This is a genomic window from Pseudomonas sp. Au-Pse12 (assembly GCF_021341665.1).
Classification (GTDB): Bacteria; Pseudomonadota; Gammaproteobacteria; order Pseudomonadales; family Pseudomonadaceae; genus Aquipseudomonas.
Window position 1 is genome coordinate 326,364 of record NZ_JAJTTH010000007.1, and the last position, 14,771, is coordinate 341,134.

The following is a 14,771-nucleotide window of genomic DNA, read 5'->3' on the forward strand; positions in this document are numbered from 1 at the left end:
ACGCATTGAAAAATGCTAATGTCGTCGCCGAATTGATTCCGCAAAGGACTTGCCATGCCCCTTACCCTTACCGACCGCTACCGCGGTAGCCTGCTCGGCCTGGCCTGCGGCGATGCCCTGGGCACCAGCGTCGAATTCAAGCCACGGGGCAGCTTCCCCCCGGTCACCGACCTCTTGGGTGGTGGCCCGTTCAACCTCAAGGCCGGGCAGTGGACCGATGACACGTCCATGGCGCTGTGCCTGGGCGAAAGCCTGTTGCACAAGGACGGCTTCGACCCCGCCGACCAGATGGGGCGCTACCTCAACTGGTGGCAATGGGGTTACCTGAGCGCCACCGGCGAATGCTTCGATATCGGCATGACCGTGCGCCAGGCCCTGGCCGACTACCAGGAGCACGGCCAGCCCTTCGCCGGTTCCAGCGACCCGCAGACCGCCGGCAATGGCTCGCTGATGCGCCTGGCACCGGTGGTGCTGTTCCATTACCCGGACCTGGCCCAGGTCCGCGAGTTGGCCGGCGCCAGTTCGCGCACCACCCACGGCGCCGCTGAAGCCGTCGAGTGCTGCCAGCTGTTCGCCGGCCTGCTGGCCAAGGCCTTGGCCGGCGCCTCCAAGGCCGAGTTGCAAACACTCGACGACCCGCGCCTTGAACAACCCAAGGTCGCGGCCCTGGCCCGGGGGCAGTACCTGGACAAACGCCGCGAGGAGATTCGCGGCAATGGCTATTGCGTCGATTCCCTGGAAGCCGCCCTGTGGTGCTTCCAGCACAGCGCCAGCTACGCCGAGGCGGTGCTGGCCGCCACCAACCTGGGGGACGACGCCGACACCACGGCGGCCATCGTCGGCCAACTGGCCGGGGCCTTCTATGGGGTCCAGGGCATACCGCCACACTGGCTGGGCAGACTGCACATGGCCGAGGAGATCCAGGCCATGGCCGACAACCTGCTGGCCGCCGCCCAACGCCGCGCGCCCTGCCGGCCGCTACACGGCAGTTGCCTGTGCAAGGCCGTAGAGTATCGAGTCGAGCGCCTGGACATGCCCATCGGCCACTGCCATTGCCAGACCTGCCGCAAGGCCCACGCCGCGGCCTTTGCCTCCACCGCCGGGGTGATGCGCGAGCACTTTCGCTGGACCCGGGGCCAGGAGTTGCTCAGTTCGTTCGAATCGTCGCCAGGCAAGCTGCGGCACTTCTGCTCGGTGTGCGGTTCTCATCTGCTGGCGGAACGCCCGGGCCAGCCCCATGTGATCCTGCGGGTAGCGACCCTGGACGATGATCCGGGGCAAATGCCGCAGGTGCATATCTGGACCTCCCACGATGTGCCCTGGCTGGCCCATGAAGGGCTGGACAGCTGGCCCGAATGGCAGCCCAGCCGCGGCTAGGCTGTACTCCTACCTCTTGACCCGATAGCGAGATGTTCCATGCGTCCGATCCTGTTCCTGGCCCTTGCGCCGCTGCTGCTCGCCCCGTTGGCCCAGGCCGACGAGTGCGACAGTGCCGCCACCCAGACCGACATGAACCAGTGCGCCGGCCGGCAACTCCAGGCGGCCGACCAGCAGCTGAACAACCTCTACCAGCAGATCAACCTGCGCCTGAAAGACCAGCCACAGACCCGGAAACTGCTGGTCAGTGCACAACGGGCCTGGGTGGCGTTCCGGGATGCCGAGTGCGAATTCTCGTCCTCGGGGGTCGAAGGCGGCAGCGTTTACCCACTGGTCCATAGCAACTGCGTCACGGCCTTGACCAAGGCCCGGGTGGAGAACTTCAAGACCTACCTCAAGTGCCAGGAAGGCGATTTGAGCTGCCCGGTACCGGGCCTGTAGGAGCGGTGTACCGCTGCATGACTTGCCGGCCCATCCACCGGCAAGCCGGCTCCCAGGTCAGGAGCCGGGCAGGCCGATGGAGGCGGCTCAACGAATGAAGATCTGCGTCGTGGTGGCCGCCATGTCGCCACCGGGCAAGGTGATCTTGCCCACCTGCTTAAGGCTCTCCGCGTCGAAGATCGCCACGTCGTTGAAGGTCCCCGTCAGGTAGATCTTGCTCCCGGCCTTGTTGAACGACAGGCAGTAGTAGGAGTGTTCCAGGGTCGCGGCCTGGAGCAGTTTCTTCTGCTTGATGTCGTACTTGGCCAGGCGGTTGAGCACGCCGAACATCAGGTTCGGGTCCTTGGGCGAGCGCATGCCGCTGAAGTAGATCTCGGTCAGGGGGCCGAAGTCGGTGGTTTCCGTCTTGCCGGTCTTCAAGTCAATGCTGAACAGCCCGTACAGCGGCTCGGCGGTCGCCGGGTCCTGTTGCTTGTCCTTGAATTTCGCCGCGGTGTAGAGCAGCGAGAAGTCGTGGCGGTAGGTTTGCTGGTTCCAGATGTAGAGCACGTCCGGGGCGCTGTAGTTGGGGCGTTTCCAGTGCCGGCTGGGGATCAGCACGTCGAACTGGCCGGTCTGCACGTTGACCTTGTACAGGTCCGGCCCGGCCACATACAGGCTGCCGTCGTCGCCGCTCTGCATGATGGTCAGCTGGCGCGGCGCGGGGAAGCTGCGCACAGGCTTGGCGTCGAGCCCGGCATCGGTGGCGTAGACATCCAGCCGCGGCTCCTTGACCTCGTAGCGATCATTGAGCAGCAGGGTCGGGTTGGCCACGGTGTACAGCTCCTTGCCGTCGTGGCTGACGGTGAAGGCGAACATCGAGCGCGCCTTCTCCCCCGGGTGCTGGGTGATGCTGGCGTGGAACACCTGCTTGCAGCTGTCGAGCTCGACGCCGTAGACATCCGCGTAGTGGTTGTTCAACACGTAGGCGACCTTGCGGTCCGGCGACAGTTGCACGGTGCCGGGGCCAAAGGCGTCGGGCATCTTGCAGGTCTTGTACAGGCTGTCGCTGGCCAGATCGATGACGTGCAGGTTGTTCGGGTAGTTGGTGGTCACCAGGTACTCGTGGCCACTGTTGAGGGCCAGCCCCTCATCGGCCAGAACGCTGAACGAGCAGGCGCCGAGAACCGCGAGTGCGACCAGGCCGCAGGCTTTGATGCTATGCATGCTGGAATCCTTCTTGTTGTTCATCACTTGTCTTTCGGGAAGACAGTGCCGAGGTTGCGCCAGTTGTCGTTGGAGGCCTGGGCGTCCTTGTTCCAGTCGGGGTAGGTGCTCATCATGTCGGGCACCTGGGCCGGCCACCAGCATGGGTCGGAGCAGCCGTAGAGGTCGGCCTCCATCGGCTGGCACAGCGACGAGACCCCGCCAAAGGCGTCGATTTCCCAGCCCGGGTCGGTGGTCGAGGCGCACCCGGCCACCGTGTTCATCGCCAGCACTTCTTCGATCCGGTCCTCGGCGGCCGCCGCGGTCAGTTTCTGAGCTTTGTTATTGATTGGCTTGAGATGTTTCATGTCAGTGAGCCTTGCGCGGAGTGATGTAACTGCTGATGAACGCAGGGTTGTGCGCCATGATCCGGCTGTAGACTTCGATGCCGAAATCCACCCAGTCACGCATCAGTTCGCAATAGTGATAGGTCGGGTGCGCGGGGTCGCCGTAGCGGGCGTAGCTCTCGTGGTAGCAGCCCCCGGAACACAGGTTGCGGATGCGGCAGCTGTCGCAGCCGGTGTTGCTGCGGTCCAGGCGCTGGGACAGGAAGTCGTTGAGCTCCACCTGCTTGACCCCGCCGTCATGCACGTTGCCGAAGGTCGGCAAGGTTGATCCGGTAAAGCGGTGGCACAGGTTCAGCTCGCCCTTGTGGTCCACCGCCAGCATCTTCAGCCCGGCGCCGCAGGGCAGCGCTTTCTTGTGGCCTTCGTGGATGTCGGTGATCAACTGGTGCAGGTTGGAGAAACCGATGTTGCGGTGCTCCAGCGCCGCTTCCAGGTAACGCCGCCCCAGGCGTTTCATGCTGGCGAAGACTTCGATCAGCTCCTCGGCGCTGAGGTTGAAGCTGCTGATGTCCCCGGAGGTCACCGGGGCGAACCCCACCTCGGCAAACCCCAGCTCGTTGAACAGGTGATCCCAGATCGTCTCGACATCGGTGACGCCGGTGGTCAGGGTCACCCGGGCGCCCACCGGGCGGCTGTTGTAGCGCGCCAGGAGCATTTGCGCCTTGCGCCGCACCACGTCATAGGTGCCCTGCCCGCCCACGGTGATGCGGTTGCGGTCGTGCACGGTCTTGGGCCCGTCGATGCTCACCGAGAGCCCGAAACGGTGGGCATTGAGGTAGTCCACCACCTCCTCGGTCAACAGCGTGGCGTTGGTGGTCATGACGAACTCGACGAACTTGCCGGCGGCGCGAAAGCGCTGTTCGCAGTAGTCCACCATGGCCTCGATCAGCGGCCGGTTGCTCAGCGGCTCGCCGCCGAAGAACACCACGGTGTAGCGCTCCTCGTCGGGGGATTCCTGCAGCAGCATTTCCACCGAGGCGATGGCGGTGTCCAGGCCCATCTTCTTGCCCGCCGAGGGCTTGTCCAGGTCTTCCTTGTAGCAGTAGGTGCAGCTCAGGTTGCAGCCGGTATTGACGTTGAGCACCACGGTATTGATCGCCGTGCGCTCGACCCGCTTGACGCCGATTTCCGGGGTCAGGGGCGAGCCGTCGCTGACCAGTTCCAGGGCGATCAGCTCGCGCAGGGTGTCGCTGATTTCGGCACCGTCATAGCTACCGGCCAGACGCTGGATCAGGTCTTGCGGGGTACAGCCCGGGCCGCGCAGGGCATCGATGATGCTGCCGGTCAGGGCATCGCTGGCAAACAGCGAACTGCTGGGGATATGGAACAGCATGCGGTTGGCGTCGACCTGCACTTCATGCAGGTTGCGCTCCACCAGATTCAGAATTGCGCCCATTACAACCTCCTGTGCACACCCCGCTGTCGGGGCCTGCGGTCATTGCCTGAAAGTGTCTGTCGCTATCGCTCGACGGCCTTCAGGGAATGGGTGGATTGTTCCAGCGTTGCACGGTGACGATCAGGTGGCCTTCACCGGTCAGGGCCTTGCCTCCCTCCTCCACGGCGGCGATCACCTTGAGGTTGCCGGCGTTGTTGGTGGACATCTTGCGCTGCGGGTTGGGCCCGGCGTCGCCCGGGGTGAACACGCCGCTGTCGGCCTGCATGCTGCCGGCGTACTTGACGTCTTCATCCTTGGCCGCCTGCTCGTCGAAGGCCTCGACCTTCCACTGCGCCGGCATCACGCCGATGCGATAGGCCTTGCCGTCGGCGCCCTGGCCCCAGGCTTCGGCATCGAAGCGGCCCTGGACCTTGGGCGTCGAACCGCCACCGTCGCCGATCCGCGCCACCGAGAACGCCGGCACCACCTTGACCTCGGCAATGCGCTGGTACACCGCCAGCGTGGCGCCCTTGAGGCTGCCGACACTGACTTCGCGCAGCCCCGGCTGGGCGCTGGCCGCCGCCTTGAGCTTGAGGCGGATGCGCTCCGGGCTCTGCTCCAGCACCTGCACCACCTCGACGTCCTTGCCGAAGCTCGGTGTGCCGTTGAGGCCGGCGCCCACCAGGGTCACTTCGGCCTCTGCGCCGGCCTTCAGGTAACCCGGCTGTACTGCCAGCAGGCGCTGGCTGCCCTGTTTGGCGGCGATGAAATCCAGGCCGCGCTCATCATGCTCGGCCTCGAACATCCGCCCTTGCAGCGCGTTGCCCTGGGCCGCCAGCACCTGGCGCATGATCACGCCGTCGACGCTGACATTGCCGCGCCATTCATAGCCGTTGTAGAGAATCGCGCTGCCTTGGCCATTGAACGGGCTGCCATCGGCGTACTGGCCCTTGACGCTGACCTTGAACTGATCGCCCTCGCCGGCGCTGACGCTCATCACCCCGGCCAGTTCGCCCTTGCCCGGCAGGTGGCCGCTGAAACTCCAGTCCCCGACCAGCGATGCCGCGGAAGGACGCGCCTGTTGCCAGGCCTTCCAGGCCGGGTTGTCGAGGGGGTAGCGCTGGGCCAGCAGCGGCACCATGTCCTTGAGCGCGGTGGGCAGCCATTCGCGGTCCCGGGACAGCGCCTGGTACTCCAGGGACGGCCATTGCCCGAGGTGGAAGTTCACCAACCGCTCCCACTCCTGAGCCGGACGACGCTGCAGGGCGATCCGCGCGCCGGAGTGGCAACGGGCGCACATCTGGGTGGTCTGCTCGTCGAAGTGCTCGACAGTGTTCAAGCGCCGCTCCAGGGCATAGCGCACGCCGTCGGTCTCGCTGGGGGCCAGGCCCTGGGTGTCGGCCAGGTACTTGACCAGGGTGCGGCGGTCCTCATCGCTGATCTTCAGGCCGTGCATGGTCTGCATGCGGGCAATGCTCATCAGCCAGCCTTCCGGGGTCTTGCGCTGGTGGCTGATGCGGCTCAGGTTTTGCCCGGCTTCGGGGGTGTGACAGCCCTGGCAAGTTTCCTTGAGGATGCTCTGCGCATCCCGTGCGGCGAAACTCGAAGGCGCATGCAAGGCGGTACAGGTGGCGATAGCCAGCAGGCTGGCACTGAGCCTCAGGCGGAGTCTTCTCTTCATCAACGTCGAACCTCCCACGGTGCTTTCTTATTGTTAGCGAGTCGTTTTTATGGTTTCTGCCATGCCCGGCGATACCGGCCATGGAGGCAAGAGAAACGTCTGAAGGTAAGCAATACACGGAGCGTGCCAGCTTATAAAAAAACAGCGAATCAATGACTTGGGCGACAACACCGGGCATTGGCCGACGGCACGGTGTTACCCGACGTTCAATTTCGCGACAAACGTCTCAGTCTGAGACAGCCGCCCGCGAGGCGCAGATCGCCGCAGCGGCGCCCGAACCAGCTGTATCGGTGGTTTTCTTTGCAATTGGATCTTGCATTTATCCGACGCCGCCGCAAAATCACCCGCGCTTTGCCCGCCCCGCTGTGTGGGGCGCTCTGCACTCCCCCTCATTACAAGGAACCTGAAGTTCATGGATAGAAGCGCCTGTGCCCGTCTCGGCTCGCTGATCCTCTCGTTGTCTGCCCTGACCCTGGTCGGTTGCAAGGAAGAAACCAGCCCCAAGACGGCCGCCATTGCACCAGCCCCTGCGCCCGCGGCCATGGTCATGCCGATCTGCGCCAACGGCGAGTGCGCGGTGCTGAACCAGGACGGCAAGGTGCTGGTCAGCGCCGACAACGACTACGACGCCGTGGTCGCCCTGCCCCTGGACAAGACCTTCCTGTTCGCCAAGGACGGCACCTGGAACCTCGCCAGCGCCGACGGCAAGCAGATCCTCAACACCGCCTTCACCGACGACTTGCGCCTGTTGACCCCGGGCTATTTCGGCTTCGGCCAGGACGGCAAGCTGGGCATCATCGACCAGAGCGGCAAGCAGATTCAGCCCCCGCGCTTCGACGACCTGTATGTCGGCGGCGCCGATGACTTCATCGTCTACGAGATCGGCGGCAAGCGCGGCATTCTCAGCGCCAAGGGCGAGGTGATCACCGAAGCGGTGTATGACAGCAGCGTGGTGCGCGACGACTTCGCCAAGCGCGGCGGCTGGATGGGTGCCGAGCGCGGCGATCAGAAGTGGGCGCTCAACCTCAAGACCGGCGAGCAGAAGAAGGTCGAGTTCGACAGCATCGACTACTTTGCCAACCAGCATCTGGTGGTCAGCACCGAACAGGGCAAGGCCCTGGCCGATGCCAACGCGCAGTTGATCAGCGCCGCCACCTACAACTGGATGGGCGAGCCGGGAGACGGCCTGGTGGCCTTCCGCGAAAAATATGACAGCCCCTGCGGCTACATGGATTTCCAGGGCAAGACCGTGATCCAGGCCCAGTTCGGCACCTGCCAGGTCTTCGGCAAGCAGGGCGCGCTGGTCACCGCCAAGAATGCCGACGGCACTTCCGGCAAGGCCGGGTTCATTGACCGCCAGGGCCAGTGGAAGGTGCAGCCGGTCTATGACTCGGCGGACCCGGCAGGCTTCAGCCCCCTGGGGATGTTCAAGCAGGTATCGGGGCTGAACCAGGTCGCGGTGCTGCAGAACGTGTTCAGCGCCACCTTCGGCATCTTCGATGTGGACAAGGGCGTGGAGCTGTTCAAGCCGACCTACGCGCAGATCGGCGCGCTCAACGCCGACCTGTTCGTGTTCAGCACCGCCAACAGCCCGACCAAGCAGGCCACCCTGTTCGGCCAGGCCACGCAGATGCACACCGTGGGCCTGATGGACGCCAGCGGCAAGGTGCTGCTGGAGCCGGGCCAGTACGTCGACATTCGCCTGGATGCCAGCGGCCACTACCTGCTGGCCACCGACGACACCTCGCCCCTGGCCACCTCGGCGCTGTATGACCTCAAGGGCAAGCGGCTGATTGCCAGCAAATGGCAGGAACTGGTGGTGGACGAAGCCCGCGGGGCGATCTTCGGTTATGCCGTGGAAGGCGTCGGCGACGATCAGTCCCGCAGCCTCAAGGCCCTGTACCGCCTGGACGGCACCCCGAGCTTCCAGGTCAGCCAGGTGGATTGCGGCGCCGAGCAGGTGCGTGACGGCCAGGACAAGGTGCTGTGGCCGACCAACCCGCAGGACCACTGCCCGCAACCGGACGACGAAGAAGACCAGGGCGAAGGCGACAACGCACAGGGCTGACCCCAGCCCCGCCTGCACGCCCGAGATAGACAAGGCCTGTTGTGGCGAGGGAGCTTGCTCCCGCTCGGCCGCGTAGCGGTCGTAAAACCTGCCGGCGCGGCTTGTCAGGCTCACCGCGTAGACGCTACTGGGGGCGCTGCGCACCCCAGCGGGAGCAAGCTCCCTCGCCACAGGGGAACGCGGTGCACTCGAGCAGCCGAACGAAGAGTGTCTCCTTTGGGGCGGCCGCGAAGCCCAAGAAAAATGGCGCTTGCTCATCTTGAGGAAGCGCCGTTTTTGGTTAAGTGAACAGCATTGCGCCCTTTGGCGGGCTTGTCTGTCTCGGGCATGCGCGATGCCCCTCATCTGCAGTTCAAGCACCGGCCCCTGTTGCCCGGTCATTCCATGGCGCCCGTATTCATGACCACTTTCTTTCGCCGGCGGCGCAGCGCCCAGCGGGTTGGCCTGTCCCTGCTGGCCCTGGCCGGCTGTGAACCGGACTCGGCGCCCCAAGCCCAGGCCCGCGCCCCAGCTCCGGCCCCCGCGCCGGCAGCCATGCTGATCCCCCTTTGCGTCAACGATCGATGCGCGGTGCTGGACCAGAACGGCCTCTGGAGCCTGGCCAATCATCGGATCAAGCCTGCTAGGATGCGGGTCTGATCGATTCAGCCAACCGGCCCGGATGGGGCCCGACAGGAACTGTCCCATGCTCAACGCTCTGCTTTTCGACCTCGACGGCACCCTGACCGACACCGACACCCTGCACCTGCTGGCCCTGCAACAGCTGTTGTGGGAAGAAGACCGCCGGGTGTTCACCGAGGCAGAATTCGCCGCCCACGTCAGTGGCCAGGCCAACGCCAACATGTGCCGCTACCTGTTCCCCGAGCGCAGCGTGGCAGAACATGCAGCCTTCGCCGAGCGCAAGGAAGTGCGTTTTCGCCAGCTCTCCCCGCAACTCAAGCCCATGCCCGGCCTGCTGCGCCTGCTGGACTTTGCCCAGCAGCACGGCATTGGCGTGTGCGTGGTCACCAACGCGCCACGGGCCAACGCCGAGCACATGCTCAAGGTGCTGGGCCTGCAGGAGCGTTTCCAGACGGTGCTGGTGGCCGAGGAACTGCCCCGGGCCAAGCCCGATCCCCTGCCCTACCTCAGCGGCCTGGAATGCCTGCATGCCACGGCCGAACAGGCCCTGGCCTTCGAGGATTCGGTGCCCGGGCTGACCGCCGCGGTCAACGCCGGCATCAGCACCTTCGGCCTGGCCACCAGCCAGCAACCGCAAACCCTGCTCGATGCCGGCGCCCACCGGGTGATCCGCGACTTCGACGACCCGCTGCTGTGGGCCGAGATCCAGCGCCGGCTCAATCTGCCGGAATAACCCCCGACAGGGCCTGCGCCAGGCCCCGCAGTTTCTGCGGGTTGCGGACCAGCAGCAGGCGCACCACCTGCTGCCCGCGCACCTCGCAGGTCAGCAGCAGGTCCAGCCGCTGCCGGTCGAACACCAGCAACGCCGGCAGCCCGTTGCAGAGCGCGACGCGCACGCTGAAGCCGGCGTTGAACTTGCTCCGCACACCGAGGATGAAACGCAGGATCGGCTGTACCCCCTCGATCGGCCGCAACGCCGCCCTGACCTGGCCGCCACCGTCGGAGAGCAACTGGGCATCGCTGGCCAACAGCCGCAGCAGGGCCTCGGTATCGCCGCTGAGGCAGGCCTGCAGGCAGTCCTCGGCCAACTGCCGGTCAGTGTCGCCGGCACCCTGCCCGGCCTGTTCGGCCAGGCGCAGTTGGGCCCGTTGGAACAGCTTGCGACAAGCCACTGAACTGCGCCCCAGCACCGTGCCCAGCTCGGCGAACGGATAACCGAAAAGCTCGCGCAGCACCCAGACCACGCGCTGGGTTGGGGTCAGTTGCTCCAGCACCAGCAAAAACGCCAGCGACAGGGTCTGCCAGCGGCCATGCAGGTCCTCGGGCCTGTCGCTGGCGGCGTGCTCGTCCAGTTGCGGCTCCGGCAGCCAGGGACCGACGTAGACCTGCTGGCGCCGCCCGCGCAACTGATCGATGCACAGGTTGCTGAGCATGCGCGTCAGGTACGCCTGGGGGTTGAGCGGTTGCAGGTCCAGGGCCTGCCAGCGCAACCAGAGTTCCTGCAGCACATCGTCGGCCTCGCTCAGGCTACCCAGCAGGCGGTAGGCCAGAGCGTGCAGACGCGGGCGCTGGTCGAGAAAAAAGCCCAGGTCACTCATATCGACTCCTTGTCCAGCACAGTACGGGGCCAGTGATAAATCGTGCGGCCCAGGCTCAGTTCCCAGCGTGGAGCCACCCAGACCAGGGTGCATAGCATCCATTTGATCAACGCCGCGCGCCAGCCCCCGAGCCAGCGCGGTTGCGCGCGATCGCGGGCATCGGTGAGCTGCCAGATACCGTCCCCACGGCCCAGGCTCAGGCACCGCAGCGCGTAGGCGAAGGCAAAGGGCTGCGGCTGGCGCCCCAGCAGCCAGTCGCCCATGGCTTCTCCGGCATGCCCACCGCTGGGCAGTGCGGTGGCGCAGGACAGGCGCAACAGCTGCCCATCGGTCAGGGTCGCCGCGCTGCAATCGCCCGCCGCCCACAGGTGCTCGTAGCCTTCCACCCGCAGGTCCGGCCCGACTCGCAGGCGCCCTTGCGGGGTCAGCGGCAAGCCGCTGTGCAACAGCAACGGATTGGCCCGCAAGCCGCCGCACCAGAGCATCCGGTCGGCGTCGATCCGGCGCCCATCGGCCAGGCACGCGGCGCCCGCCTGCAGCGCCTCGACCTGGCCAGTCAGGAGCGTCACCCGCAGTTGCCGCAAGCGCCGGCAGGCATGTTCCCGGGCTTGCGGACAAAAGCCCGGCAAGGGCGGCTGGCGGCCGAGCAGGCTCACCTGCAACCCCGCAAAACGCTGCGCCAGTTCGCTGGCGCATTCGACCCCGCTCAAGCCATTGCCGATCACCAACAGGCGGCCGCCACAAGCCGCCAGCCGCTTGAGCTCGGCCTGGCGCTCGGCCAACGGCTGGTCGAAAGACAGTTGCCACAGGTGTTCCGCGCCGGGCAGATCGGCGCCCTGGCTGACACTGCCCAAGGCGCAAATCACGCCTCGATAGGCAATGACTTGAGGGCCCTGCGGGGTGAGCACCTCGACCTGCTGCGCCGCCGGCTTCCAGGCAAGGATACGCGCCTGCACAAACTCCACCCGCGCCCTGGCCAGCAGCGGCGCCAGGGCCGCGCGCTTGACCCGGGTGCCGGCCAGCGCCTCGTGCCAGCGCACCCGTTGCTGAAAATGCGCCTGATCGGCGATCAACAGGATCCGCGCCGTAGGCGCTTTCTTGCGCAGGCGCGCGGCGGCCAGCAGGCCGGCATAACTGCCACCGAGAATCAGAAGCGGAAGATCGGACATGACGGACTCCATCTGCGGAAAGTCCATCCAGACGAAACAGCAGCGGGGAATGTGACGCAGCGCCGGAAAAAACCTGATCGAGGCGCAACAGGGGAATGGCGGAGAAGAGAAGAAATGGAGAATGCGCGGAGAAAACAGAGGGGAAAAAAAGTGCTCGCCCATCACTTCGGCAGTGGCACCTAAGCCGAAGTACCCCCTTTGGCTGGGCGAGCAGGGAGGAATATACGCGGGCTCCCGGCTCGGTAATATCGGACATATCCGAAAACACAGGGCGACTTGGGTAAACATCCAGGAGGTTTTTCCTTAACATTTTTTTTTTCACGGCGCTTTCACCTCCTCGCCCTTAAATTGCCAGTCACTCCTTAACGAATCCCATTTGGCCCGCCTTTAGCGGGCTTTTTTTTGCCCGAAAGCCCCGGCATGACATGGGCCAGGCCCCTGGCTGTCGGCCAGCTGAACGAAATGACGCGAGCCCTGGCGCCGCCCAAGGCCGCAGTTACAATTTGCAACCTTTACCCTCCTCTCCAGATCGATGCCATGACCGAAGACTTCGATGTGCCCAGCCCCCACGAAAAGCACCTGGAACACGTGGCCGAACACGCCCACAGCCGCAGTGACAGCTTCGCCAGCAAGATCGCGGTGATGACGGCGATCATGGCCACCCTGGGAGCGCTCCTGAGCTATCAGGCCGGCTCCACCGAGAGCCAGGCGGCCATGGACAAGAACAACGCCGCGATGAAGAAGACCGAAGCCGCCAACCAGTGGAGCTACTACCAGGCCAAGTCCAGCCGGCAGAACCTGGCCGAACTGGCGACGCACATTCCCGGGGTCAACGCGGCGCACTACAGCATCGAGGCCCAGCGCTATCAGAAAGAAAAGGAAGCGGTGCGGCTCAAGGCCGAAGCCCTGGAGGCCGAGGCCCGGGACTGGGATGAGCAATCGGAGGCCGCGCTGCACCAGCACCATCGCTGGGCCCAGGCAATGATGGCGATCCAGATTGCCATTTCGATGGCCGCCATCACCCTGCTGACCCGCAAGGAATGGCTGAAGAAACTCGCCTACGGCGCCGCCGCCGGCAGCGTGCTACTGGGTTCCCTGGCCTGGCTGCACATCTAGGAAAACCCTGCCGGGCAGCCCCGAGACCGGCGAGCCTGCGCGTCTCTTGATTCTCAGCGGCTGTCGCAGTTTGCGAAAAACCGCCGCAAGCCAGGCCTCGCCATTACGCGCCAAGCCCCGCAATAGCGGGGCCCCGGCACCCACACGAATCTGGCATAGCCATTGCGAAAGCCCCTGCCTCACCTACAACAAGAGGCTTCGCCATGGCTATTGCCCCCCTGCTCGCCGCTACCACGGCGTTTATCCAGCGCGCCCCGCGCATGTTGATCGGCGCTCAATGGGTCGAGGCCGCCGACGGCCAGACCATGCCCCTGCGCAACCCCGCTACCGGCGAACAGCTGTGCCTGGTGCCCCGGGCCACCGTGGACGACGTCGACCGCGCGGTGCTGGCGGCGCGCCAGGCTTTCGATGACTCGCCCTGGAGCCGCACCCGCCCCCGGGAGCGGCAGAACCTGCTGTGGAAGCTCGCCGACCTGATGCAGCGCGACGCCGAACTGCTGGCCCAGCTGGAATGCCTGAACAATGGCAAGAGCGCGGCCGTGGCCCAGGCCATGGACGTGCAGCTGTCCATCGACTTTCTGCGCTACATGGCGGGTTGGGCGACCAAGATCGAAGGCTCGAGCGTCGAGGTGTCGTTGCCGTTGATGCCCAACGATCAGTTCCACAGTTTCATCCGCCGCGAGGCCGTGGGCGTGGTCGGCGCCATCGTCGCCTGGAACTTCCCCCTGCTGCTGGCCTGCTGGAAACTCGGCCCGGCCCTGGCCACCGGTTGCACCCTGGTGCTCAAGCCCGCCGACGAGACCCCGCTCAGCGCCCTGAAGCTGGCGGAGCTGGTACAGGAAGCCGGCTACCCCGACGGCGTGTTCAACGTGGTCACCGGCACCGGCATCACCCCCGGCAGCGCCCTGACCCGCAACCCCCTGGTGGACAAGCTGACCTTCACCGGCTCCACCGCCGTGGGCAAGGAAATCGGCAAGATCGCCATGGACTCCATGACCCGGGTGACCCTGGAACTGGGGGGCAAGTCGCCGACCATCGTCATGGCCGACGCCGACCTGGCCAGCGCCGCGGCCGGCGCCGCCAGCGCGATCTTCTTCAACCAGGGCCAGGTGTGCTGCGCCGGTTCGCGGCTGTATGTGCAGCGCAAGCACTTCGACAATGTGGTGGCCGACATTGCCGGCATCGCCAACGCCATGAAACTGGGCAATGGCCTGGATGCCAGCGTCGAGATGGGCCCGCTGATTTCCGCGCGCCAGCAGGAGCGGGTCTATCGCTACATCGAGATGGGCCGCGACAGCGGCGCCACCATCGCCTGTGGCGGCGAGCAGTTCGGCCCGGGATATTTCGTCAAGCCGACGGTGATCGTCGATGTCGACCAGAAGCATTCACTGGTGCAGGAAGAGATCTTCGGCCCGGTGCTGGTGGCGATGCCCTTCGACGACGAAGCCGACGCCCTGCGCATGGCCAACGACAGCCCCTACGGCCTTGGCGCGAGCATCTGGTCCAACGACCTGGCGGCGGTGCACCGGATGATCCCGCGGATCAGGTCCGGTTCGGTGTGGGTCAACTGCCACAGCGCCCTGGACCCGGCGCTGCCGTTTGGCGGCTACAAGATGTCCGGGGTTGGCCGGGAAATGGGCCATGCCGCCATCGAGCACTACACCGAGCTGAAATCGGTGCTGATCAAGCTCTGATCCGCGGCCGGGGCGAACGCCCCCGGCTTGCCGGCGCAG

At 65.5% G+C, this 14,771-nt stretch carries 13 protein-coding genes and 1 pseudogene; 8 read left to right on the forward strand and 6 right to left on the reverse strand.

What is annotated here, in order from left to right; all coding sequences use genetic code 11:
• Positions 1–54: 54 nt before the first annotated feature.
• From LXM55_RS21585 to LXM55_RS21595, 3 genes and pseudogenes are all read left to right on the forward strand, one after another.
• Positions 55–876 (forward strand): annotated as a pseudogene (locus LXM55_RS21585) (ADP-ribosylglycohydrolase family protein); the annotation flags it as partial.
• A gap of 51 nt (positions 877–927) precedes the next feature.
• A complete protein-coding gene (locus LXM55_RS21590) occupies positions 928–1,377 on the forward strand; it encodes a GFA family protein (RefSeq protein ID WP_325169909.1) in 450 nt (149 codons plus the stop codon).
• A gap of 39 nt (positions 1,378–1,416) precedes the next feature.
• Positions 1,417–1,818 (forward strand): lysozyme inhibitor LprI family protein, encoded by a 402-nt coding sequence (locus LXM55_RS21595; RefSeq protein WP_233322247.1) that lies wholly within the window; start codon positions 1,417–1,419, stop codon positions 1,816–1,818.
• Positions 1,819–1,905: 87 nt separating this feature from the next.
• Here the strand turns inward: LXM55_RS21595 and peaD are convergent, their stop codons facing one another.
• From peaD to peaA, 4 genes are all read right to left on the reverse strand, one after another.
• A complete protein-coding gene (gene peaD / locus LXM55_RS21600; RefSeq protein ID WP_233322248.1) occupies positions 1,906–3,024 on the reverse strand; it encodes a quinohemoprotein amine dehydrogenase subunit beta in 1,119 nt (372 codons plus the stop codon).
• A 23-nt stretch (positions 3,025–3,047) separates the two neighbouring features.
• The gene (gene qhpC / locus LXM55_RS21605) at positions 3,048–3,371 is read right to left on the reverse strand and encodes a quinohemoprotein amine dehydrogenase subunit gamma (protein WP_233322249.1); all 324 of its coding nucleotides are present in this window, start codon (positions 3,369–3,371) and stop codon (positions 3,048–3,050) included.
• Between the two features lies 1 nt (position 3,372).
• Positions 3,373–4,806 carry a quinohemoprotein amine dehydrogenase maturation protein gene (peaB, locus tag LXM55_RS21610; protein ID WP_233322250.1) on the reverse strand — a complete coding sequence of 478 codons (1,434 nt, stop codon included), beginning with the start codon at positions 4,804–4,806 and terminating at the stop codon, positions 3,373–3,375.
• Between the two features lie 79 nt (positions 4,807–4,885).
• On the reverse strand, positions 4,886–6,466 hold the full coding sequence (peaA, locus tag LXM55_RS21615; protein ID WP_233322251.1) for a quinohemoprotein amine dehydrogenase subunit alpha: 1,581 nt from the start codon (positions 6,464–6,466) through the stop codon (positions 4,886–4,888).
• Positions 6,467–6,878: 412 nt separating this feature from the next.
• On the opposite strand from peaA, the gene LXM55_RS21620 reads away from it, so the two are divergent.
• From LXM55_RS21620 to LXM55_RS21630, 3 genes are all read left to right on the forward strand, one after another.
• On the forward strand, positions 6,879–8,534 hold the full coding sequence (locus LXM55_RS21620) for a WG repeat-containing protein (RefSeq protein ID WP_233322252.1): 1,656 nt from the start codon (positions 6,879–6,881) through the stop codon (positions 8,532–8,534).
• Positions 8,535–8,933: 399 nt separating this feature from the next.
• The gene (locus LXM55_RS21625; protein WP_233322253.1) at positions 8,934–9,173 is read left to right on the forward strand and encodes a hypothetical protein; all 240 of its coding nucleotides are present in this window, start codon (positions 8,934–8,936) and stop codon (positions 9,171–9,173) included.
• Between the two features lie 46 nt (positions 9,174–9,219).
• Positions 9,220–9,888: an HAD family hydrolase gene (locus LXM55_RS21630; protein WP_233322254.1), complete on the forward strand. Its 669-nt coding sequence runs from the start codon at positions 9,220–9,222 to the stop codon at positions 9,886–9,888.
• Here LXM55_RS21630 and LXM55_RS21635 read toward each other — a convergent pair.
• Together LXM55_RS21635 and LXM55_RS21640 are read right to left on the reverse strand one after the other, a co-directional pair.
• Positions 9,872–10,753: a sigma-70 family RNA polymerase sigma factor gene (locus LXM55_RS21635; protein ID WP_233322255.1), complete on the reverse strand. Its 882-nt coding sequence runs from the start codon at positions 10,751–10,753 to the stop codon at positions 9,872–9,874. The two genes, LXM55_RS21630 and LXM55_RS21635, sit on opposite strands and share 17 nt — an antisense overlap.
• On the reverse strand, positions 10,750–11,922 hold the full coding sequence (locus LXM55_RS21640; protein ID WP_233322256.1) for an NAD(P)/FAD-dependent oxidoreductase: 1,173 nt from the start codon (positions 11,920–11,922) through the stop codon (positions 10,750–10,752). Before LXM55_RS21640 ends, LXM55_RS21635 begins: the two co-directional genes overlap by 4 nt.
• 537 nt (positions 11,923–12,459) lie before the next feature.
• Here LXM55_RS21640 and LXM55_RS21645 point away from each other — a divergent pair.
• Positions 12,460–13,038 carry a DUF4337 domain-containing protein gene (locus LXM55_RS21645; protein WP_233322257.1) on the forward strand — a complete coding sequence of 193 codons (579 nt, stop codon included), beginning with the start codon at positions 12,460–12,462 and terminating at the stop codon, positions 13,036–13,038.
• 203 nt (positions 13,039–13,241) lie between these two features.
• Entirely contained in the window at positions 13,242–14,732 is a 1,491-nt protein-coding gene (locus tag LXM55_RS21650) for an aldehyde dehydrogenase family protein (RefSeq protein WP_233322258.1), read from the forward strand.
• The last annotated feature ends 39 nt before the right edge of the window (positions 14,733–14,771 follow it).

Excerpts from the sequence above, each read along its gene's own strand:
- LXM55_RS21625 (WP_233322253.1), top strand. The coding sequence starts at position 8,934 with ATGACCACTTTCTTTCGCCGGCGGCGCAGCGCCCAGCGGGTTGGCCTG.
- qhpC (WP_233322249.1), bottom strand. The coding sequence starts at position 3,371 with ATGAAACATCTCAAGCCAATCAATAACAAAGCTCAGAAACTGACCGCG.
- LXM55_RS21595 (WP_233322247.1), top strand. The coding sequence starts at position 1,417 with ATGCGTCCGATCCTGTTCCTGGCCCTTGCGCCGCTGCTGCTCGCCCCG.
- LXM55_RS21620 (WP_233322252.1), top strand. The coding sequence starts at position 6,879 with ATGGATAGAAGCGCCTGTGCCCGTCTCGGCTCGCTGATCCTCTCGTTG.
- LXM55_RS21650 (WP_233322258.1), top strand. The coding sequence starts at position 13,242 with ATGGCTATTGCCCCCCTGCTCGCCGCTACCACGGCGTTTATCCAGCGC.
- peaA (WP_233322251.1), bottom strand. The coding sequence starts at position 6,466 with ATGAAGAGAAGACTCCGCCTGAGGCTCAGTGCCAGCCTGCTGGCTATC.
- LXM55_RS21590 (WP_325169909.1), top strand. The coding sequence starts at position 928 with ATGGCCGACAACCTGCTGGCCGCCGCCCAACGCCGCGCGCCCTGCCGG.
- peaB (WP_233322250.1), bottom strand. The coding sequence starts at position 4,806 with ATGGGCGCAATTCTGAATCTGGTGGAGCGCAACCTGCATGAAGTGCAG.
- LXM55_RS21645 (WP_233322257.1), top strand. The coding sequence starts at position 12,460 with ATGACCGAAGACTTCGATGTGCCCAGCCCCCACGAAAAGCACCTGGAA.
- LXM55_RS21630 (WP_233322254.1), top strand. The coding sequence starts at position 9,220 with ATGCTCAACGCTCTGCTTTTCGACCTCGACGGCACCCTGACCGACACC.
- peaD (WP_233322248.1), bottom strand. The coding sequence starts at position 3,024 with ATGCATAGCATCAAAGCCTGCGGCCTGGTCGCACTCGCGGTTCTCGGC.
- LXM55_RS21640 (WP_233322256.1), bottom strand. The coding sequence starts at position 11,922 with ATGTCCGATCTTCCGCTTCTGATTCTCGGTGGCAGTTATGCCGGCCTG.
- LXM55_RS21635 (WP_233322255.1), bottom strand. The coding sequence starts at position 10,753 with ATGAGTGACCTGGGCTTTTTTCTCGACCAGCGCCCGCGTCTGCACGCT.